This window comes from Staphylococcus epidermidis (assembly GCF_006742205.1).
GTDB classification, from domain to species: Bacteria; Bacillota; Bacilli; order Staphylococcales; family Staphylococcaceae; genus Staphylococcus; species Staphylococcus epidermidis.
In genome coordinates, this window is record NZ_AP019721.1 from 244,552 (window position 1) to 267,180 (window position 22,629).

12 protein-coding genes and 1 tRNA gene are annotated in these 22,629 nt (G+C 33.9%); 10 read left to right on the top strand and 3 right to left on the bottom strand.

Translation table 11 applies throughout. The features are described from left to right. The first annotated feature begins 336 nt into the window (after positions 1-336). On the top strand, positions 337-2,403 hold the full coding sequence (gene gehC / locus FNL83_RS01210; protein WP_001829425.1) for a YSIRK domain-containing triacylglycerol lipase GehC: 2,067 nt from the start codon (positions 337-339) through the stop codon (positions 2,401-2,403). A gap of 479 nt (positions 2,404-2,882) precedes the next feature. Next, positions 2,883-4,082, top strand: a complete 1,200-nt coding sequence (locus FNL83_RS01215) for an IS110-like element ISSep2 family transposase (protein WP_305887855.1) — start codon at positions 2,883-2,885, stop codon at positions 4,080-4,082. A gap of 152 nt (positions 4,083-4,234) precedes the next feature. On the opposite strand, the gene FNL83_RS01220 is transcribed toward FNL83_RS01215, so the two are convergent. After that, positions 4,235-4,324: transfer RNA gene (locus tag FNL83_RS01220), tRNA-Thr, on the bottom strand. 590 nt (positions 4,325-4,914) lie between these two features. Between FNL83_RS01220 and FNL83_RS01230 the strand changes: the two genes are divergently transcribed. Next, positions 4,915-6,090, top strand: coding sequence for an MFS transporter (locus FNL83_RS01230; protein ID WP_001832013.1), 1,176 nt, complete (start codon positions 4,915-4,917; stop codon positions 6,088-6,090). A gap of 99 nt (positions 6,091-6,189) precedes the next feature. Here FNL83_RS01230 and FNL83_RS01235 read toward each other — a convergent pair whose 3' ends face one another. Both FNL83_RS01235 and FNL83_RS01240 read right to left on the bottom strand, forming a co-directional pair. Further along, the gene (locus FNL83_RS01235) at positions 6,190-7,725 is read right to left on the bottom strand and encodes a bifunctional metallophosphatase/5'-nucleotidase (RefSeq protein ID WP_001832016.1); all 1,536 of its coding nucleotides are present in this window, start codon (positions 7,723-7,725) and stop codon (positions 6,190-6,192) included. A gap of 96 nt (positions 7,726-7,821) precedes the next feature. Continuing rightward, positions 7,822-9,372 (bottom strand): motility-associated ABC transporter substrate-binding family protein, encoded by a 1,551-nt coding sequence (locus FNL83_RS01240; protein WP_002456758.1) that lies wholly within the window; start codon positions 9,370-9,372, stop codon positions 7,822-7,824. A 234-nt stretch (positions 9,373-9,606) separates the two neighbouring features. On the opposite strand from FNL83_RS01240, the gene FNL83_RS01245 reads away from it, so the two are divergent. From FNL83_RS01245 to secY2, 7 genes are all read left to right on the top strand, one after another. Further along, positions 9,607-10,563, top strand: a complete 957-nt coding sequence (locus FNL83_RS01245; protein WP_002489738.1) for a phosphate/phosphite/phosphonate ABC transporter substrate-binding protein — start codon at positions 9,607-9,609, stop codon at positions 10,561-10,563. A 113-nt stretch (positions 10,564-10,676) separates the two neighbouring features. Further along, complete coding sequence (phnC, locus tag FNL83_RS01250) at positions 10,677-11,450, top strand: phosphonate ABC transporter ATP-binding protein (RefSeq protein ID WP_002468921.1); 774 nt, start codon at positions 10,677-10,679, stop codon at positions 11,448-11,450. A 49-nt stretch (positions 11,451-11,499) separates the two neighbouring features. Beyond that, positions 11,500-12,252 carry a phosphonate ABC transporter, permease protein PhnE gene (phnE, locus tag FNL83_RS01255; RefSeq protein WP_161800868.1) on the top strand — a complete coding sequence of 251 codons (753 nt, stop codon included), beginning with the start codon at positions 11,500-11,502 and terminating at the stop codon, positions 12,250-12,252. Then, positions 12,249-13,064 carry a phosphonate ABC transporter, permease protein PhnE gene (gene phnE, locus FNL83_RS01260; protein ID WP_002468469.1) on the top strand — a complete coding sequence of 272 codons (816 nt, stop codon included), beginning with the start codon at positions 12,249-12,251 and terminating at the stop codon, positions 13,062-13,064. The genes phnE (FNL83_RS01255) and phnE (FNL83_RS01260) overlap by 4 nt, the downstream gene beginning before the upstream one ends. A gap of 275 nt (positions 13,065-13,339) precedes the next feature. Continuing rightward, positions 13,340-14,641: a hypothetical protein gene (locus FNL83_RS01265; protein ID WP_002468470.1), complete on the top strand. Its 1,302-nt coding sequence runs from the start codon at positions 13,340-13,342 to the stop codon at positions 14,639-14,641. Positions 14,642-15,061: 420 nt separating this feature from the next. After that, a complete protein-coding gene (locus FNL83_RS01270; RefSeq protein WP_057504628.1) occupies positions 15,062-21,274 on the top strand; it encodes a lectin-like domain-containing protein in 6,213 nt (2,070 codons plus the stop codon). A 142-nt stretch (positions 21,275-21,416) separates the two neighbouring features. Next, entirely contained in the window at positions 21,417-22,616 is a 1,200-nt protein-coding gene (gene secY2, locus FNL83_RS01275; protein WP_001831846.1) for an accessory Sec system protein translocase subunit SecY2, read from the top strand. Positions 22,617-22,629: the final 13 nt, after the last annotated feature.

Consider the following 22,629-nt stretch of genomic DNA (forward strand, 5'->3'; position numbering starts at 1 on the left):
TTCTTTAGATTTAATATTAGTATGATAAATAATTAAATTGCATGTAATTGTTGACAAATTGTGAACATCGATGTAATATATTAATCAAATCAAACCAAAGTAGATAAGTGAATTATTCTTTTATGACCTATTAAAATTATTTTTATAATTTTTATTTTTTTGAACGATAATGGAAGCGCTTACCTTTGGTGGGAAGGAGATAGTTATGGAAGCAATCAAACCCATTTTTAGTAAAATTTTTGGATTTATACCACGTATAATTATTAATATTTTCATCTAACAAATTATCGAGAAAAATTTCATTTTAAAATAAACAAATAGATAGAGGTGCTAATTGTGAAGACAAGACAAAACAAATACAGTATTCGTAAATTTAGCGTAGGTGCATCATCCATTCTGATTGCAGCATTATTATTTATGGGTGGAGGATCAGCTCAGGCAGCTGAGCAACAACAGGATAAGGGAACTGTTGAAAATAGCACAACACAATCTATTGGGGATGGAAATGAAAAGTTAAGTGAACAACAATCAACGCAAAATAAGAATGTTAATGAGAAAAGTAATGTTAATTCTATTACTGAAAATGAAAGCTTACATAACGAAACACCAAAAAACGAGGATTTGATTCAGCAACAAAAAGATTCTCAAAATGACAATAAATCTGAATCTGTAGTTGAACAAAATAAAGAAAATGAAGCATTTGTTCAAAATCATTCCGAAGAGAAACCACAACAAGAACAAGTTGAACTGGAAAAGCATGCTAGTGAAAACAATCAAACTTTACACTCAAAAGCAGCACAGTCCAATGAAGATGTGAAAACTAAACCTTCACAACTCGATAATACAGCTGCCAAACAAGAAGACTCTCAAAAAGAGAATTTGAGTAAACAAGATACACAATCATCTAAAACTACTGATTTACTACGAGTAACAGCTCAAAATCAATCAAAAGATAGCCAATCAACAGAAGAGATAAATAAAGAAGTAAATAACGACACTCAACAAGTGACTGCTAAGAACGATGACGCCAAAGTTGAATCATTTAATTTAAATAGTAAAGAGGAACCCCTTAAAGTTGACAAGCAAGCGAATCCAACTACAGATAAAGATAAATCTTCTAAAAATGATAAAGGGTCTCAAGATGGTCTCGCTAATTTAGAAAGTAATGCTGTTGCTACAACTAATAAACAGTCTAAGCAACAAGTGAGTGAAAAAAATGAGGATCAAACAAATAAATCAGCAAAACAAAAACAATATAAAAATAATGATCCAATTATTTTAGTACATGGTTTCAATGGATTTACAGACGATATCAACCCATCAGTGCTAACGCATTATTGGGGTGGCGATAAAATGAATATTCGCCAAGATTTGGAAGAAAATGGATATGAGGCTTATGAAGCAAGTATAAGTGCATTTGGTAGTAACTATGACCGTGCTGTTGAGTTATACTACTACATCAAAGGTGGACGTGTTGACTATGGTGCAGCACACGCAGCTAAATATGGTCATGAGCGTTACGGTAAAACCTATGAAGGTGTTTATAAAGATTGGAAACCAGGTCAAAAAATACATTTAGTTGGTCATAGTATGGGTGGTCAAACAATTCGTCAATTAGAAGAGCTATTGAGACATGGTAATCCAGAAGAAGTTGAATATCAAAAACAACATGGTGGGGAAATTTCTCCATTATACCAAGGTGGCCACGACAATATGGTGTCATCTATTACAACACTCGGTACACCACATAATGGTACACATGCGTCAGACTTATTAGGTAACGAAGCGATTGTACGCCAACTTGCATATGACGTAGGTAAAATGTATGGTAATAAAGATTCACGTGTAGACTTTGGGTTAGAACACTGGGGATTAAAACAAAAACCAAACGAATCATATATTCAATATGTTAAACGTGTTCAAAATTCAAAACTGTGGAAATCAAAAGATAGTGGTTTACACGATTTAACACGCGATGGCGCAACAGATTTAAACCGAAAAACATCATTAAATCCTAATATTGTATATAAAACTTATACTGGCGAGTCAACACATAAAACATTGGCAGGAAAACAAAAAGCTGATCTTAACATGTTCTTACCATTTACAATTACTGGTAATTTAATTGGAAAAGCTAAAGAGAAAGAATGGAGAGAAAATGATGGACTTGTTTCAGTCATTTCTTCACAACATCCATTTAATCAAAAATATGTTGAAGCTACAGATAAAAATCAAAAAGGTGTATGGCAAGTAACTCCAACAAAACATGACTGGGATCATGTAGACTTTGTAGGCCAAGACAGTACAGATACAAAACGTACTAGAGATGAATTGCAACAGTTCTGGCATGGTCTTGCTGAAGATTTAGTACAAAGTGAACAATTAACATCAACAAATAAATAAAATGATATAAGGTATAAACCTAACGTAATTTTATATAGATAGGAGTGAGATACATGACAGGTGATTTCTTTCAATTATTAGGCTCTTTATACAGAGTATTAAAAAATTTATTTTCATAATGTGAAACTATAGTAAGTTAAAATCCCTTATTCAAGCACATACATAAGCCATAGCTTGAATAATGGATATTTATGATGTTCAATTGAATCATCCTAGCTAATATACAAAACATACTAAGATTAGCTATGAAGAAATCTATGACGATAGATTTTTTCATAGCTATTTTTTATAGTTATAGAGAGAAGTAGACTGTCCAGACTCTTGGATTTTAAATCCGTATAAAAAACAAGTCAGCTTTACTCTCGCCTTTTGAAATTCGTTTGTAGTATGTTGGGTTCTTGAAACCGTGTATAGGAAAATGAAATGAGAAAGGTTGAGTAAAGTTTTTAGCTTCTCAATTATTCAAAGGAGGTTTTTTTATCGATTACTTAGGTGTTGATATTAGTAAAAGAAGTAGTGTAGTTGCACATTATAAAAATGGAAAATTCCAAAAAGAGTTTTTCATCCAAAATAATAAAAATGGTTACAATTATTTACTCAAGTATTTGAATGACTTAGACCACCCACAACTCATTTTTGAATCTACAGGTATCTATTCAAGAGGTATGGAACGATTTTGTTGTGTAAATCAAATTAACTATATTCAAATGAATCCGTTAGAAGCCAAATTTAAAACGAGCACTCTAAGATCATGGAAAACTGATCAGGCAGATGCTCATAAGCTTGCTTGTTTAGGACCGACGCTTAAACAAACAGACAACTTACCTATACATGAGTTAATATTCTTTGAATTAAGAGAACGCGTCCGTTTTCATCTAGAAATCGAGAATGAACAAAATCGACTTAAATTTCAGATCCTTGAATTATTCCATCAAACATTCCCTGGTTTAGAAAGATTATTCAGTAGTCGATATTCAATCATTGCACTCAACATCGCAGAAATCTTTACTCATCCAGACATGGTTCTTGATATCGACAAGGATGTACTGATTACACATATATTCAATTCTACAGATAAAGGAATGTCAATGGATAAAGCTACAAAATATGCACTTCAATTAAGAGTGATTGCTCAAGAAAGCTATCCTAATGTCGATAGACATTCCTTTCTAGTCGAAAAATTACGCTTACTTATTCAACAATTAAAACAATCTATTCATCATATCAAACAATTAGATGATGCCATGATTCAATTAGCACAACAACTCGATTATTTTGAAAATATTCATTCGATACCTGGTATTGGTAAGCTAAGCACAGCTATGATTATTGGGGAGATTGGTGATATTAAGCGATTTAAATCAAATAAACAACTCAATGCTTTTGTTGGCATTGATATCAAACGATATCAATCAGGTCATACACACTGTAGAGATACCATCAACAAGCGTGGTAATAAAAAAGCGAGAAAACTTTTATTTTGGGTGATTATGAATATAATAAGAGGGCAGCATCATTATGACAATCATGTCGTCGATTATTACTACAAACTAAGAAAGCAGCCTAATGAGAAACCTAATAAGACTGCCATCATTGCTTGTATAAATCGATTATTAAAAACAATTCATTATCTTGTAATGAATCATAAATTGTACGATTATCAAATGTCACCACATTAGCCAAACGTACAATCAAATGTAGTTTAACACCTTATTCAAAAAAATTAAAATGAACGGTTTAGTTAAGTAATGCTTATTTTAATTATAAGTACTTGACTAATCGTAGGAAAGAGCCTGAGACAAATAAATGCCTCAGGCTCTTTTATATATAGCGGAGGGAGAAGGATTTGAACCAACGCGAGCAAAAAGCTCCTACTAATCACGAATGATTAGCCTCTTAAACCAGACTTGAGTATCCCTCCAAAATTTCAACAATTAATATCATATTATATATCGAAGGTTTTGTAAAGTAACAGTTAGTTTTTCATTATAAACATGTAAAGCGTCTTCATTAAATGACCTAAGAAAATATATACAATTTGGACTGTGATTATCATTCAATCAAAATTAATCACATACTACTACATTGTCCATACTACAATTAATTTTTAGGTAACTATTTTAATTTCTGATTACCAAATTACCTTCAAACATTAAAATGAACTTAAAGATAATTATTGTCGAGTTATTAAAAAAATCATTTAATTATGATCAAACAGAGAAATGAAGACGTATTATAAGAGAGTTCGTCAAAAAATTGACATTATTTCATGAATATTCAATTTTATTTATCGAAATTAAATCAATTCAATCAGACATATTTAAACATATGCTTTATAGCAAGTCATCATAAATTGTCTTATTATTATTTCATGAAAATAAGATGAAAACTTATGAGATTAATATTTGAGGAAGATGAAAATTTGAAAACTTACTCTTCACATTGAGACGAATTTTTTATAATATATCACTCATATTGATTTTTTGATATTAAGAAAAGGAGGAAACGCTCATGAAAGATAATAAAATGTTGTTCATTATTTTTATGATAGGAACATTTACAGTAGGAATGGCTGAATATGTAGTGACAGGATTACTTACACAAATCGCTGACGATATGAAGGTTTCTATTTCGAGTGCAGGTTTATTAATTAGTGTTTATGCTATTAGTGTTGCATTGATAGGGCCTTTAATGCGAATCATAACATTGAAAGTTCACGCCCACCGTCTGTTACCGATTTTAGTTGCGATTTTTATAATAAGTAATTTAGTGGGAATGTTAGCACCGAATTTTAATGTATTGTTATTATCAAGACTCATGTCTGCGGCAATGCATGCGCCATTCTTCGGTGTGTGTATGAGTGTTGCTGCGACAGTCGCACCTCCTGCTAAAAAAACACAGGCCATTGCACTTGTTCAGGCAGGTTTAACTATTGCTGTAATGTTAGGTGTACCATTCGGATCATTTTTAGGTGGCTTTGCAAATTGGAGAGTTGTTTTTGGATTCATGATTGTGTTGGCAATCATTACTATGTTAGGAATGATTAAATTTGTTCCAAATGTTTCTTTAAGTGCAGAAGCAAATATTAGCAAAGAATTAACAGTGTTTAAGAATCCACACATTTTAATTGTGATTGCAATTATTGTGTTTGGTTACTCTGGTGTGTTTACTACTTATACATTTATGGAGCCAATGATACGAGATTTTTCTCCATTTAAAATTGTAGGTTTAACTGTTTGTTTATTTATGTTTGGTCTAGGCGGTGTGATAGGGAATTTAATTACTGGTAATGTACCGGAAGATAAATTAACAAAAAATTTATACCTTACATTTCTTTTACTATTTGTAACAATCATACTATTTGTTACTGTTATTCAAAATTCAATATTAGCATTAATCATTTGCTTCTTATTCGGTTTTGGTACATTTGGTACAACACCGTTACTTAATAGCAAAATTATCTTAAGTGCAAAAGAAGCACCACTTCTTGCAAGTACGTTAGCTGCTTCTATTTTCAATGTTGCTAATTTTCTTGGTGCAATCATTGGATCTATATTATTATCAATAGGGTTACCTTACGTTCAAATTACTTTGATATCTGGTGGGATTATAGTGTTGGGTATGCTTCTTAATCTTGTTAATCAACTTTATGAAAAGAAACATATCACATTTAATGAATATTCATGATTATTAAAAAATCCTTATAGAAGTGTGGCGACGCCTCTATAAGGATTTTTCTTTATGCAATCAAACTTTTCATCAATGATGTTTTAATAGAACTAGGGATTACTTAACAACATTGAAATCAATCACTTGTGGGATTTGTGATAAATCATTGTGAGATAAGTAATCTATTAACAATTGAGCACCTTCGATTTGAATATCTTTTATCACAGGTTTGTTAACGTACATATCATAATTCCCGCCACCAACAGCTCTATAATTATTTACGCATATTGTATATATTTGATCACTTTGTATTGGTGCATCATTAATTAGTAAATCACTAACACGTTCACCGTAAGGATGACTAACATGAATTGTATATTGGATACCTGCAAATATGTCATAGTTGAAATGCTGAGGTTTAGGTTCTAGAAACTCTTTATTAACTGTGATTTTATGATTAACAATGTCAAAATAACTTGCGCTTCGTTCAATTGCAAGTTTAATATCTTTTCCACTAAGTTCAATCACTTTAAAAGTATTAGGAAAAGGATAATTATTGATGATATCACGCATGGTTATTTTCTCATCAAAGCCATTTGCGGAATCAAATAGTGCTGTACATGCAATATCTGCACCACTTTTTTCTAATAAAATATAATTAAGAAGGTTAACAAATGCATGCGGTGATTTTCTTGCCTCAAATGAATTGTTTATTCTCATAGCGTAGGGGAGTTCTGCGATTTGAGTATCAAGCCAATCTTCCAATTGATTACGTAAAGCGATATCTTCGACATTCGGCTTAAAGGAGGTATTGTTATTAACATTCATTAAGTTACATTCTTTAATTAATACTTTTTTATCATGTGTATATTCAATAACTATTTTTCCAACTTTTGTACCTTTTGAACCTGGTTGAATGATGGCTGTTTGGTTCTTGATTGTCGCAATATCACGATGTTGATGGCCGGTTATCAACACATCGATACTATCGCTAAACTGACTTAGTATATCATACCCTTCGTTTTCCCCAGTAAGCGCCTCAGTCGGGAGGCCACTATCTAAATCACGTTCAAAACCACCATGATAACTTACTACTACAATATCACTCTTTTCCCTAAGTGTAGGTAACTCAGATTTTAATATGTGGACAGCACTGTTAAAAGTGAGTGTCTTAATGTAATCAGGTTGTTCCCAGTGAGGAATATACTGAGTGGTTAATCCAATAGTTCCTATAGTTAAATCATTTACTTTAAAATAATGAATACCTTGGCCAGTGAATGGCTGTGTATTTTCAATTATATTTGCACACAAAACTGGGTAATGAAGTTGATTGATGGCCTGTTTTAGATAAGGTAAATCATAATTAAATTCATGATTGCCAACAATTCCAAAATCAAACCCTAAACGATTATATATTGATGTTAATGGGAGACTACTCTTTAATTTAGATACTAAGTAGTTACATAATGGAGAACCTTGTAAGAAGTCCCCATTATCGATCTTTACACTGCCGTCATAGTGCACGCAGTCTTGTTCGATTAGATGATTAGCTTTTAACAAACCCATAGGTAAATCTTTTTCTCTTGATGAAAAATCTGTTGGGAATATAAAACCGTGAACATCACTAAGGATATAGAACGCAATTTGAGACATTGAATTAACCTCCTCAAGTACGGGGAAGAGACATAGTTTTGTGATATATAAATTAAAAACAATGTCTCACTTTTCAACACTATGTTATTATCGGTGTTAAAAATTTTCATTCATTTTTTGTGTTAATAGAATTTTTTTCCCTTGTTTAACACGAATATTAGCATCTTTAATTTCATCTGTCACTTTAGCTGTGAGTGTGAATGAAGCTTCACCCGCACCATTTGCTTTAATTGATTGGCCAGGACTATAGCCGAGAGTATTGAATTGGTTACGGTTAGAAGAAAAGCTACCGATTTGCTTACCTCCATCTTTATAAAGTCCAACTCTTACATCGCTAATTGTGCTATTAGGCTCATATCCCGTGAGTTTGATTGTAAATTGAAATGGATGATGCGGTTGGATATTTTGAGGTAAAGTTAATTCAACTTTGGCATTTTGATTTTGATGAGAAGAGCTTTTGTCATCTACTCCATCGTCAGCACCCCGTTGATTACTTCCATAACTACCTGTTTTAAATGTTGAACGATCATACCATTTGTAACCTTCTATTGGGTTAGTCCACGGTTCTTTTTGAGGTTCAATTGAATTCTCAGGTTGCTCAAAGTTAAGTAGCGGTGTTTTATTATCAAGTTTAATCCCCATGTCTTTCATAGAAGATTGAGATTCTTTTTTGCCTAGCCATGTTGTTAAATTATTTAATAACTTTCCATTATCTTGTTCTTTAAAACCATCGTACGTTTTTTTAGGTTTCCCATTATCTTCACGAAGATATTTAGGTGAACGATCTTCTACGAGGGAGCTATCGCCAATAAATGCAGCTTTACCTTTGCCGATTTTTGAAATGGCTACATAAGGTCCTTCGTTGATGCCACCCCCATTGTAAATACCTTGATCAACTGCGTGAGACCATTTTTGACTATGTGTTAAATGTTCCGGCATATAAATAATGCCTTTAGCTTTATTAGGATCAGTTATTGCTAATGTTGAACCTGCGTGCATCGAAACTGATTGTACCCCTTTAGTAATACCAAAACTATCTTTGCTTGAAACGATATTTTGAGTATTGATATCTCCAAGTGCATTATATCTAAAGCGAACACCGAAGTTTTGTGAGAGCCAATCAGAACTCTTAACGTTATGCATAACGTTAGAATTCTTTTCTTCATTATTCATATCTTTAGTCATATTTTCGTATGCGCCACGTCGATAACCATTCATTGATTCTGAAGAATCAATACGATTTAAATTACGATCGGCATTATAGTGGTCTGAGATGAAAATGACACTACCACCATTTTTAACAAAATTAATGATTGCTTTCTGCTCATTTTCTTTAAATGGATTGTTAGCTTCAGGAATAACTAATACACGCGCCTGCTGTAAAGATTGATCAGAAATGTTTGATTCTCCTTCTAGTTCTTTAACTTGGTAACCTTGCTTTCTCATTGAATCTGCATAATCTGAGAAAGCGCCATCAATCACCCAATCGGCAGCGCCCGCAGTTTGAGCATGAGAATTATCAAAAAGTACTGTTTGTTGTGTCTGATTTGTAGCAGTAGATTCTGTTGATGCAAATGTTGAGGGAATCACAGTCACAGAAAGAACAGATGTAACTAGTATAGAACTTAAAGTTTTAAATATTTTCATCTCTATGATTACTCCTTATGTAAAAGATGGAATTTTTAAAAAGTATAGTATAAAAATATAGCGTTTTGTGCTTGCTTAACAGTTTTTTTACAATTTCTTACGATTTATTATAAAAAAATTATAATTTTAATTAAAATTAAATACCCATCACTTATAAGATATGCTAATCTATAAATATAGTTTCAAAAATATACATATTACACCAATATTGATGTAAAGGGGACAGTAGGTAGAATGAAAAATCTTAAGTTTTTAGTGATGCTTGTTTTATCGGTGGTTATTTTTGCAGCAGCCTGTGGGAATTCAAGTTCTTTGGATAATAATAAAAGTTCGGATAGTGGATCAGATTCAAAATCAGGTAGTTATACACCTAAAGAATTAACAGTACAATTTGTACCATCTCAAAACGCTGATACACTCGAAGCTAAGGCAAAACCGTTAGAAAAATTGTTGTCAGATAAATTAGGGATTCCGGTTAAAGTATCAGTTTCAACAAACTACAACACGATAGTTGAAGCGATGAAATCTAAGAAAGTGGATGTTGGTTTCTTGCCACCAACTGCATATACATTAGCACACGATCAAAAGGCAGCGGATTTATTATTAAAGGCAGAACGTTACGACGTTAATGAAGATGGGTCTCCAAGTAAAAAGTTAGTTGATGATTATAAGTCAGAAATCCTTGTTAAAAAGGACTCTGGTATTAATAGTCTCAAAGATTTAAAAGGTAAAAAAATAGCATTACAAGATGTAACTTCTACAGCAGGATATACATTCCCTCTAGTAACATTAAAAAAAGAAGCTGGTATTGATGCAACAAAAGATATGAAAATAGTCAATGTTAAAGGACACGACCAAGCAGTTATTTCATTGTTAAATGGAGATGTGGATGCAGCAGCTGTATTTAATGATGCACGTACAGTTGTGAAAAAAGATCAACCAAATGTATTTAAAGATACTAAAATATTAAAACTCACTAAACCAATTCCTAATGATACGATTTCAGTACGTCCTGATATGGATAAAAAATTCCAAGATAAATTGAAAAAAGCTTTTAAAGAAATTTCTAAAACTAAAAAAGGTCATAAAATCATTAGCGAGGTATATTCTCATGAAGGTTATGTTGATACTAAAGATTCAGACTTTGATATCGTTAGACAATATGAAAAAGCTGTTCATGATATGAAATAAAATAAATTGAATGAATTATAAAAAGAAAAGCTAAGGGATTAAACGTGAAGGTTTGTGGACCTCTTGCGGCTTGAGTCTCATAGCTTTTCTTTATAAAAGAAGGGTGTTTGTTGATGAGTCAAATCGAATTTAAGGATGTTAGTAAAGTGTATCCAAATGGCCATGTGGGATTAAAAGATATTAACTTAAATATAGAAAAAGGTGATTTTGCAGTTATTGTTGGACTGTCTGGAGCAGGTAAATCAACATTACTACGATCGGTTAATCGGCTACATGATATTTCCAAAGGTGATATTACTATCGAAGGTCAGTCAATAACTAAAGCACGTGGTAAAAAATTATTAGAAATGCGTCGAAGTATAGGTATGATTTTTCAACATTTTAACTTAGTTAAGCGTTCAACAGTTCTTAGAAATGTTTTGAGTGGCAGGGTAGGATACCATCCTACTTGGAAAATGATACTTGGTCTTTTTCCTAAAGAAGATAAAGTCAAGGCATTGGATGCTTTAGAACGTGTAAACATTTTAGATAAATATGACCAACGCTCTGACCAGTTGTCAGGTGGTCAACAACAACGTATATCAATAGCTAGAGCGTTATGTCAGGAACCAACCATTATATTAGCAGACGAACCAGTTGCTTCATTAGATCCATTAACTACAAAACAAGTGATGGATGACTTAAAGAAAATCAATGAAGAACTTGGTATTACTATTTTAATTAATTTACACTTTGTAGATTTGGCAAAGGAATACGGATCGAGAATAATTGGTTTAAGAGCGGGAGAGCTCGTTTATGATGGACCCGCGTCTGAGACAAATGACGAAGTATTTAATCATATATACGGTCGCTCTATTAAGAACGATGAAAAATTAGGGGTGGAATAAAGTGACGACACCAACAACGCATAAATATAATCGCTATTTAAATAAAAGGATGTCTCTTAAAACTAGCTTTTCAATTATTTTAATCACGGGTTTGATTATCTGGAGTTTTATTTATACTGGATTTAGCATTGGAGATTTAATGATAGGTCTGCCACAAATTGGCGTATTCTTCAAACAAATGATACCTCCAGATTGGGGTTATCTAGATCATATTACACAACCAATGCTAGACACGATTCGTATGGCAATTGTCGGTACTTTTCTAGGAAGTATTGTCTCCATTCCTATAGCGTTACTGTGTGCGAGTAATATTGTTCAAACAAAGTGGATTGCGATTCCATCACGTTTTGTCCTTAATATTGTACGCACAATACCTGATTTATTATTAGCTGCCGTATTTGTAGCCATATTTGGTATTGGACAAATTCCGGGTGTATTAGCACTTTTTGTTCTAACAATATGTATCATTGGTAAATTATTATATGAATCATTAGAAACAATTGATCCAGGACCTATGGAAGCTATGACAGCTGTAGGGGCTAATAAAGTGAAATGGATTGCATTTGGCGTTGTTCCTCAAGCAATTTCATCATTTATGTCATATGTGTTATTTGCCTTTGAAATTAACATTCGGGCATCAGCAGTTTTAGGTCTTGTTGGCGCAGGTGGTATTGGGTTGTTCTACGATCAAACGTTAGGATTGTTTCAATATAAAAAGACAGCAATGATTATCCTGTTCACTCTAATCATTGTAGTTATTATTGACTATGTGAGTTCGAAAGTGAGGGAAAAATTAGCATGAATACGTTGGATAGTAAATATGAATTAAAATCAAAAAAACATCGTCAGCGAATAATTAAAAATTGGGTTATAGTCACTGTAGTTGCAGCTGTAATTATATGGGCGTTTGCAGGGATTCCAGGTCTTGAACTTAAAAGTAAGTCTATTGAAATATTAAAGTCTATCTTTTACGGACTATTTCATCCAGATTTAAGTTACATATATATACCTGATGGTGAAGACTTACTTAGAGGTTTGCTGGAAACTTTTGCTATTGCAGTGATTGGCACGTTCATTGCTTCAATTATATGTATTCCTTTTGCATTTTTAGGAGCTAAAAATATGATGAAATTACGACCGGTTACGGGCATAAGTAAATTCATATTAAGCATTATACGTGTGTTTCCTGAAATTGTAATGGCGTTAATATTTATTAAAGCTGTTGGACCAGGTTCGTTTTCAGGTGTACTTGCACTGGGGATTCATTCAGTCGGCATGTTAGGGAAGCTTTTTGTTGAAGATATTGAAAGTTTAGATTTTAGCGCTGTAGAATCTTTAAAGGCGAGTGGAGCAAATAAAATGAAGACGTTAATGTTTGCTGTAATACCACAAATTTTACCATCGTTTATTTCACTTATTTTGTATCGATTTGAATTGAATTTACGTTCGGCCTCCATTTTAGGATTAATCGGCGCAGGTGGCATAGGTACACCATTAATTTTTGCTTTACAAACACGATCTTGGGACCGAGTTGGCATGATTCTAATTGGTTTGATTGCGATGGTCGCTTTAGTTGATTTAATATCTGGCGCGGTTCGTAAACGTATCGTTTAGTGCATTTATGGTGAAAGAATATGTTCGTTGTCTAAAGCATTAATTGTTTTCATTTATTGGAATAAAAATTTTAATTTAAGACATACGTCATATTCATCATTTTAATTTTCGGTAGGAATGTATTCATGTTATAATTCTAAAATATAATAAAATTATTTAGAAAAATATTTTTTTGATAGCGTATAATTATTTATAATAGAAATATAATAACATGTTCGTAATTGAAAATTGATCAAACACTTACATCACGAATTAGACAACTTGAGGCTTATATCATGAAACAATTTTTAAACATCACTCAACGTAAATTTATCGAATGGTTGATTATCTTATCCATTTTTATAGTTAGCATTCCTAATAAATGGACATTAATGATATCTATCGCTTTATCTTTATTACTTCTTAAAAGAGGGGCGCTAGGTGTCGTTCAATTAATCATACTTTATATGCTCAGATCGCAAATATACACTCCCTATGATACACAAGAGATGGCGCATTACATAGTAAGTATGAAATATATCTTGATTTATGTAATTGGAGTATTTTTTCTATTTAAATATGTAAAACATTGGATAAGAAATGAAATGATATTAAGATTTATCAAGTCTACTATGATTCTTATGCTACTTTATATCATAATGAGTTTAGTCGTATCTAATGATCCGATAGAATCTATTCTTAAATTGCTTAACTTCTTTATACCGCTAATTTTGATTGTTATGTATGTTAGTTTAATAAAAAAGATAAAGAATCTCATTAACTGGATTAATCAATTTATCACGCTAGTGATTGCCTTTACTTTTTTATTTATAGTTATAGCGCCAAAATCATATTTAATTGATGAGGAATCACTTAGAAGTGTTTTCAAGGATGCACATTCATTCGCAGTTATTCTTGCTATGGGTCTAGTTCTATATATGGTAACAATAATCAAACAACAAGATTATGATGTATTCAATTTATTATTATTAAATATTGGAATGATAGAGCTCTATTTATCAAACTCTCGTCATATTTTCATATCTGTTATTTTATGTCTAATGCTTCTATTACCGTTATCTCACATAAAAAAGAGAATTAAACATCCCATAATTGGTGCTATGATACTAATGGCAATTGCTATAATAAATCAACCATATATTTATCATCTTTTTATTAAACTAATCTTAAAAGGGAAGAATAGCCAAGAGGTCTTTATGCCGAGTGATATGAATATTAAAGCTATTGATTATGCGCTAACTGAGCATCCTTTTTTAGGAAGCGGTTTTGGTATACCAATGATAAAAGCGAGTTCAGAAATACAATACTTTAATGTAGCAACGAGTAATATCATCTTCGGTATGATTATCTTTACTGGAATAATAGGACTTACTTTATGTACGATATACATGCTTCATATGGTACTTTTAGTTACTTTTCCAATGAGTATTACTATTTTATTATTTTTAATCACTATCTTTGTTAATATGGATTATATTATTTTATTTGATTCCGTGGGGCTAGGTATATTGTGTTATATATTTTGGGGAATATATTTAAAAGAAGGTATGTATCAATACAACAACGGACAATGGTAAATAACATTGTGTCTAAAGCAATTTAGTAATCATTAATTTTAAAACTAACTTTATTTAAAGTTAGTTTTTTATTCGTTATCATACATAAATATACAAATTAGTTTTTAAGTTCCTTCGTAAATTATATTCATTTTGATTCGAATTTATATATATAATTATTCAATAAGTAGATAAAGTTTAGTTGAATTCAATGTAACAGTAACTTGAAATATAGATAAAAAACACTTGTTAATAGTAAAATAATCCTTTTGTTAACAATTCCTCTTTGCACAATCGTTTAATATCTTTATATGTATAGTAATTTATTAAAACTAAGAAGTATTAGTTGCATTTTACATGTTCATAGTTATATACTTGTAAAAATGAATATTTTCAGTATAAAAGACTATGATTAATTAAGAAAACTATGGGGAGTTTATTATGACAAAGAAAGAAAAGGATTATAAAAAAAGTCTTGAGCAACAAAAAACACGGGTAAAAATATACAAGTCAGGAAAAAGCTGGGTAAAAGCAAGTATTAATGAAATAGAATTGTTAAAAACAATGGGGCTACCATTTTTAAGTAAAAACGAAATACAAGAAAATGTGACTGAAAAGACGAAAGGTCATAAATTAAAAAAAAGTGCAGCTAAAACAACAGCCCTAGTTGGTGGAGCATTTACATTTAATATGTTGAATAATCATCAAGCATTTGCTGCCTCAGAAACACCAATCACCTCTGAAATTTCATCCAATAGTGAGACAGTAGCCAATCAAAATTCAACTACGATTAAGAACTCACAAAAAGAAACAGTCAATTCTACAAGTTTGGAATCTAACCATTCTAATAGTACAAATAAGCAAATGTCTTCAGAAGTTACAAATACAGCTCAATCCAGTGAAAAAGCTGGAATTAGTCAACAAAGTAGTGAAACATCAAATCAATCATCTAAGTTAAATACATATGCCTCCACAGACCATGTAGAGAGTACAACTACTAACAATGATAATACTGCACAACAAGATCAAAATAAGTCTTCGAATGTAACCTCTAAGTCAACACAATCAAACACGTCATCCTCAGAAAAGAACATTAGCTCCAATTTAACCCAGTCAATCGAAACAAAAGCAACCGATTCATTAGCGACTAGTGAAGCACGTACTAGTACAAATCAAATATCTAATCTGACATCAACATCTACTTCGAATCAATCGAGTCCTACTTCCTTTGCAAATTTAAGAACATTTAGTAGATTTACTGTTTTGAATACGATGGCAGCACCGACAACAACGTCCACGACAACAACTTCAAGTCTGACATCTAATTCTGTTGTGGTGAACAAAGATAACTTTAATGAACATATGAATCTGTCTGGATCTGCGACGTATGATCCTAAAACAGGTATTGCTACCTTAACGCCAGACGCATATAGTCAAAAGGGTGCCATATCTTTAAACACTCGATTAGATTCAAACCGTAGCTTCCGTTTTACAGGTAAAGTTAACCTTGGTAATAGATATGAAGGTTATTCTCCTGATGGTGTACCAGGTGGAGATGGCATTGGCTTTGCATTTTCACCAGGCCCTTTAGGACAGATAGGTAAAGAAGGGGCTGCCGTTGGAATAGGTGGTTTGAATAATGCCTTTGGTTTTAAATTGGATACGTATCATAACACATCAACTCCTAAATCTGATGCTAAAGCAAAAGCAGACCCACGTAATGTTGGTGGTGGTGGCGCTTTTGGTGCCTTCGTAAGTACAGATAGAAATGGTATGGCTACCACTGAGGCATCATCTGCGGCTAAATTAAATGTACAACCTACTGACAATTCATTCCAAGATTTTGTCATTGACTATAATGGTGATACAAAAGTGATGACAGTGACGTACGCTGGACAAACTTTTACGAGAAATCTTACAGATTGGATTAAAAACAGTGGTGGTACGACGTTTTCTCTATCTATGACTGCCTCAACTGGTGGCGCAAAAAACTTACAACAAGTTCAATTTGGAACATTCGAGTATACAGAATCAGCTGTTGCTAAAGTACGCTATGTAGATGCAAATACTGGTAAGGATATTATTCCACCTAAAACCATTGCAGGTGAAGTTGATGCGACTGTGAATATAGATAAACAATTAAACAACTTGAAAAATTCAGGTTACAGTTATGTTAGTACAGACGCTTTACAAAACTCCAATTATTCAGAAACATCAGGTACACCTACACTTAAATTAACTAACTCAAGCCAAACGGTGATTTATAAATTCAAAGATGTTCAAGGTCCTCAAATTAGTGTTGATAGTCAAACTAGAGAAGTTGGAAAGACCATTAATCCAATTACAATTACTACAACTGACAATAGTAAAGACGTATTAACTACAACTGTGACAGGTCTACCTTCAGGGTTATCTTTTGATCAAACGACAAATACAATTACTGGCACGCCAAGTGAAGTAGGAACTACAACTGTGACAGTTAATACTACTGATGCTACTGGGAACGTAACATCTAAGCAATTTACAATAACGATTCAAGATACAATCAGCCCTGTTGTAAATGTGACGCCAAGTCAAGCATCAGAAGTTTTCACGCCGATTAATCCAATTACGATAACTGCTACAGATAATAGTGGCAAAGTGGTAACGCATACAGTAACTGGATTGCCACAAGGACTTAAATTTGATGCATCTACGAATTCAATTGTTGGAACTCCAACTCAAATAGGAACAAATACAATCACGATTGAGTCAACGGATGCGAGTGGAAATAAAACTACGACTAAAATTAATTATGAAGTAACGAGAAATAGCGCAAGTGACTCTACTTCCACTAGCATAGTAAATAGTGTTTCAACAAGTATAAGTAATAGTACATCGCTAAGTGATAGTGTAAAAGAGAGTCAATCATTATCAACAAAAGAATCAACAAGTAAGAGTCTCTCAGGGTCGTTAAGTGCGTCAACGTCGAATAGTACGTCAATCCAAGCGAGCGAATCCGTAAGTACAAGTAAGAAGTTATCAGAATCAGCGAGTACGTCGATGTCTGATAGCGCATCAATAAAAGCGAGCGAATCAGCAAGTACAAGTAAGAAGTTATCAGAATCAGCGAGTACGTCGACGTCTGATAGCGCATCAATAAAAGCAAGCGAATCAGCAAGTACAAGTAAGAAGTTATCAGAATCAGCGAGTACGTCGATGTCTGATAGCGCATCAATAAAAGCGAGCGAATCAGCGAGTACAAGTAAGAAGTTATCAGAATCAGCGAGTACGTCGACGTCTGATAGCGCATCAACCCAAGCAAGCGAATCAGCAAGTACAAGTAAAAAGTTATCAGAATCAACGAGTACGTCGACTTCAGATAGTGCATCAACATCAACGAGTGAGAGTGACTCAACAAGTGAAAGTACATCGTTAAGTGACTCGACAAGTGCGAGTCTTTCAGAATCGACAAGTACATCAACATCCGACAGTGCGTCCACATCAACGAGTGAGAGTGACTCAAACAGTACAAGTACGTCATTGAGTGAGTCGACAAGCACAAGTCTTTCAGACTCAACGAGTACGTCAACATCAGATAGTGCGTCAACGTCAGCAAGTGTGAGTGACTCCAATAGCGCAAGTACGTCATTAAGAGAATCGACAAGTACGAGTCTTTCAGACTCAACAAGTACATCGACATCTGACAGTGCGTCAACATCAACGAGCGAGAGCGACTCCGATAGCGCAAGTACATCGTTGAGTGGCTCATCAAGTACAAGCGTTTCAGATTCAACAAGCGCGTCAACATCAGAAAGTGCATCAACGTCAACGAGCATAAGTGACTCAAACAGTACAAGTACGTCATTAAGTGAATCGACAAGTACGAGTCTTTCAGAATCAACGAGTACGTCGACATCCGACAGTGCATCCACATCAATGAGTGTAAGCGACTCAAATAGTGCCAGCATATCTTTAAGTGAGTCGACAAGCACAAGCGTTTCAGATTCAACAAGTACATCGACATCAGAAAGTGCATCAACGTCAACGAGCGAGAGTGACTCCAATAGCGCAAGTACGTCATTAAGTGAGTCGACAAGCACAAGCGTTTCAGATTCAACAAGCACATCGACATCAGACAGTGCGTCAACATCAACAAGTGTGAGTGAGTCAAGCAGTACAAGCACATCCATAAGTGAATCATTAAGCACAAGTGATTCAGATTCAAAAAGCATGTCAACGTCAGAAAGTGCATCAACATCAACGAGTGTGAGCGACTCGGAAAGTGCAAGTACATCCATAAGTGAATCGACAAGTACATCAACATCGGACAGTGCGTCAACATCAACGAGCGTAAGTGACTCCAATAGCGCAAGTACGTCATTAAGTGAATCGACAAGTACGAGTCTTTCAGACTCAACGAGTACATCGACATCAGATAGTACGTCTGCATCAACAAGTGAGAGTGACTCAAACAGTACAAGCACATCCATGAGTGAATCATTAAGCACAAGCGTTTCAGATTCAACAAGTACGTCAACGTCAGACAGTGCATCAACGTCAACAAGTGTGAGTGACTCCAATAGCGCAAGTACGTCATTAAGTGATTCAACAAGTACAAGCATTTCAGACTCAACGAGTGCGTCGACATCAGATAGTGCATCAACATCAACGAGTGAGAGTGACTCAACAAGTGAAAGTACGTCATTAAGTGGATCATCAAGTACAAGCGTTTCAGATTCAACAAGCACGTCGACATCCGACAGTGCGTCAACATCAACGAGCGTAAGTGACTCCAATAGCGCAAGTACGTCATTAAGTGATTCAACAAGTACAAGCATTTCAGATTCAACAAGCACGTCGACATCAGAAAGTGCATCCACATCAACGAGTGAGAGTGAATCAGCGAGTACAAGTAAGAAGTTATCAGAATCAGCGAGTACATCGACTTCAGAAAGTGCATCCACATCAACGAGTGAGAGTGAGTCAAACAGTGAAAGTACATCATTAAGTGACTCGACAAGTACGAGCGTTTCAGACTCAACAAGAACATCAACATCCGATAGTGCATCTACATCTATGAGTGTAAGCTACTCAAACAGTGCAAGTACGTCCTTAAGTGACTCGACAAGTACAAGCATTTCGGATTCAACGAGTACATCGACATCAGACAGTGCGTCAACGTCAACAAGTGTGAGCGACTCAAACAGTGCAAGCACATCTTTAAGTGAGTCGACAAGCACAAGCGTTTCAGATTCAACAAGCACGTCGACATCAGAAAGTGCATCCACATCAACGAGTGAGAGTGAATCAGCGAGTACAAGTAAGAAGTTATCAGAATCAGCGAGTACGTCGATGTCTGATAGCGCATCTGCATCAACGAGTGAATCAAACAGTACAAGTACGTCATTAAGTGGCTCGACAAGTACGAGTCTTTCAGGATCAACGAGTACATCGACTTCAGAAAGTGCGTCAACATCAACGAGCGTAAGTGACTCCAATAGCGCAAGTACATCGTTGAGTGGCTCATTAAGTACAAGCGTTTCAGATTCAACGAGTGCGTCCACATCAGACAGTACATCAACATCAACGAGTGAGAGTGAATCAAACAGTACAAGTACGTCATTGAGTGAGTCAACAAGCACAAGTCTTTCAGACTCAACGAGTACGTCAACATCAGACAGTGCATCAACGTCAACGAGTGTGAGCGACTCCAATAGCGCAAGTACGTCATTAAGTGAATCATCAAGTACAAGCGTTTCAGATTCAACAAGTACGTCAACGTCAGAAAGTGCATCAACGTCAACGAGTGTGAGCGACTCAAATAGTACAAGTACGTCATTAAGTGAATCGACAAGTACGAGTCTTTCAAACTCAACAAGCACATCGACATCAGACAGTGCTTCAACGTCAACAAGCGAGAGTGACTCGAACAGTGCAAGCACATCGCTAAGTGGATCATTAAGTACAAGCATTTCAGACTCAACGAGTACGTCGACATCAGACAGTGCGTCCACATCCACATCAGAAAGTGCATCCACATCAACGAGTGTGAGTGAGTCAGACAGTGAAAGTACATCCATGAGTGTGAGTGACTCGAATAGTACAAGTACATCATTGAGTGACTCGACAAGTACGAGCGTTTCAGACTCAACAAGAACATCAACATCCGATAGTGCATCTACATCAAAGAGTGTAAGTGAGTCAAACAGCGCCAGTACATCGGTAAGTGGCTCAACAAGTACAAGCATTTCAGATTCATCAAGCACGTCCACATCAATGAGTACATCTGAAACTTTCACTTCTCAATCTCCTATAAATAGTGAAAGTCAATTTATTGGTGATAGCTTGTCTGAAGATACAATCGTGACTCAATCAAAAAATACGAATATGCTTAATAAAACTGGAAAAGATTATGATTTACAAGAACAAAGAGGTTATACTGATTCAGAACAACACAATGAAACACAAAGTAATCAAGCTGATAATCACTCAAACAACCTCGATTTACTTCATCAAAATCGTTTACAAGATAAAGTCGTTAAACAACCGACTAAAGGAGAAGATGGAGTTGTAAGCAACGGTTTTATAGTAGCAGTAGCAATAGTATTGGCTATCTTCGGTTTGGCAAAAAAATCTAGAAAAGACGATGATGATCAAGATGGTAGTAAATAACAGATAGTTTTAATCATATTAAGAGGCTAGGGAACAATAATTGATTGGATAAGTACATGACAACTAAATCCAACTTTAGATTATCCTTAGCCTCTTTAGATATGATTCAAGTGATTAATTATTTAATAATTAGGGTGAAAAAATGTTTAAGAAATTCGAATATAAAATCTTATATAAAAGAATATTTTTTACATGCTTAATTTTAGTTATATATATTATAGGAAGTAATATTTCAATCGTAAGTAATGAAAATTTAAGAACTCATAAAGACTCCTTTTTTAAGTTAGCTATTACTAATGTAGGTGGGGATTTACATACATTAAATATATTTTCACTAGGACTTGGGCCGTGGTTAAGTTCGATGATTATTTTGACACTAATAAACCACAAAAGTAATGATAAGGTTAAAACACAAACTCGTAGGGAACGACATTTCAAAGAGCGAGCGTTAACACTTATCATTAGTGCTGCTCAAGGATTTTACATTATTCATTCATATATTAATAAACATGCGATTAAAGATAGTAATATGCTCATTTTATTATTAGTCTTAATTACAGGAACGTTGTTAATGGTGTGGTTAGCAGATCAAAATACAACGTATGGCATTTCGGGACCTATGCCAATTGTTTTAATGAGTCTTGTTAAATCTATATTTAATACACATTTTCCCAAATTAAATTCAAGCGCATCTTTAATTACTATGATTATTGTCTTATTAGTGCTGGCCTTATTTATACTCTTCTTCATTGAGTTAACAGAATATCGGATAGAATATAATGATATTATGAATATTTCTGCTAAAGATATACCATCATATTTATCATGGAAACTTAATCCTGCTGGTAGTATCTCTATCATGGTCAGTTTGTCATTATTTATGTTAACGAATAATATCGTTAATTTCATAGGACGCTTTATCGTGAATCATAATTTTGAAACACATGTCTTTAATTTTACAAATCCAGTTGGAATTACTATATATCTTCTGTTACAAATGATTTTGGGTTACTTTTTATCAAGATTATTAATTAATACGAAACGTAAATCAAAGGAATTTCTTAAAAATGGGAATTACTTCGAGGGTATACAACCTGGACAGCAGACAGAAAAATTTCTAGGGAGTAAAGCACGTCGTATTTGTTGGTTCGGTTCAATAGTAGTAGCGATTGTACTTGCTATACCAATGTATTCAGCGCTGCTTGTCCCCCACTTACTTAAAGAAGTTTACTTTACAACTCAAATGATTGTATTTGTCTATATTGGAATTAATATCGCTGAAACAATTAGAGCGTACTTATACTTTGACAGCTATAAGCAAATTTTAAATAAATATTGGTAGGGAGGAGGTTTTG

Bases quoted from the DNA above. Each gene is read 5' to 3' on its own strand.
- FNL83_RS01230 (WP_001832013.1), top strand. From the start codon at position 4,915: ATGAAAGATAATAAAATGTTGTTCATTATTTTTATGATAGGAACATTT.
- FNL83_RS01235 (WP_001832016.1), bottom strand. From the start codon at position 7,725: ATGTCTCAAATTGCGTTCTATATCCTTAGTGATGTTCACGGTTTTATA.
- FNL83_RS01240 (WP_002456758.1), bottom strand. From the start codon at position 9,372: ATGAAAATATTTAAAACTTTAAGTTCTATACTAGTTACATCTGTTCTT.
- FNL83_RS01245 (WP_002489738.1), top strand. From the start codon at position 9,607: ATGAAAAATCTTAAGTTTTTAGTGATGCTTGTTTTATCGGTGGTTATT.
- phnC (WP_002468921.1), top strand. From the start codon at position 10,677: ATGAGTCAAATCGAATTTAAGGATGTTAGTAAAGTGTATCCAAATGGC.
- phnE (WP_161800868.1), top strand. From the start codon at position 11,500: ATGTCTCTTAAAACTAGCTTTTCAATTATTTTAATCACGGGTTTGATT.
- phnE (WP_002468469.1), top strand. From the start codon at position 12,249: ATGAATACGTTGGATAGTAAATATGAATTAAAATCAAAAAAACATCGT.
- FNL83_RS01265 (WP_002468470.1), top strand. From the start codon at position 13,340: ATGAAACAATTTTTAAACATCACTCAACGTAAATTTATCGAATGGTTG.
- FNL83_RS01270 (WP_057504628.1), top strand. From the start codon at position 15,062: ATGACAAAGAAAGAAAAGGATTATAAAAAAAGTCTTGAGCAACAAAAA.
- secY2 (WP_001831846.1), top strand. From the start codon at position 21,417: ATGTTTAAGAAATTCGAATATAAAATCTTATATAAAAGAATATTTTTT.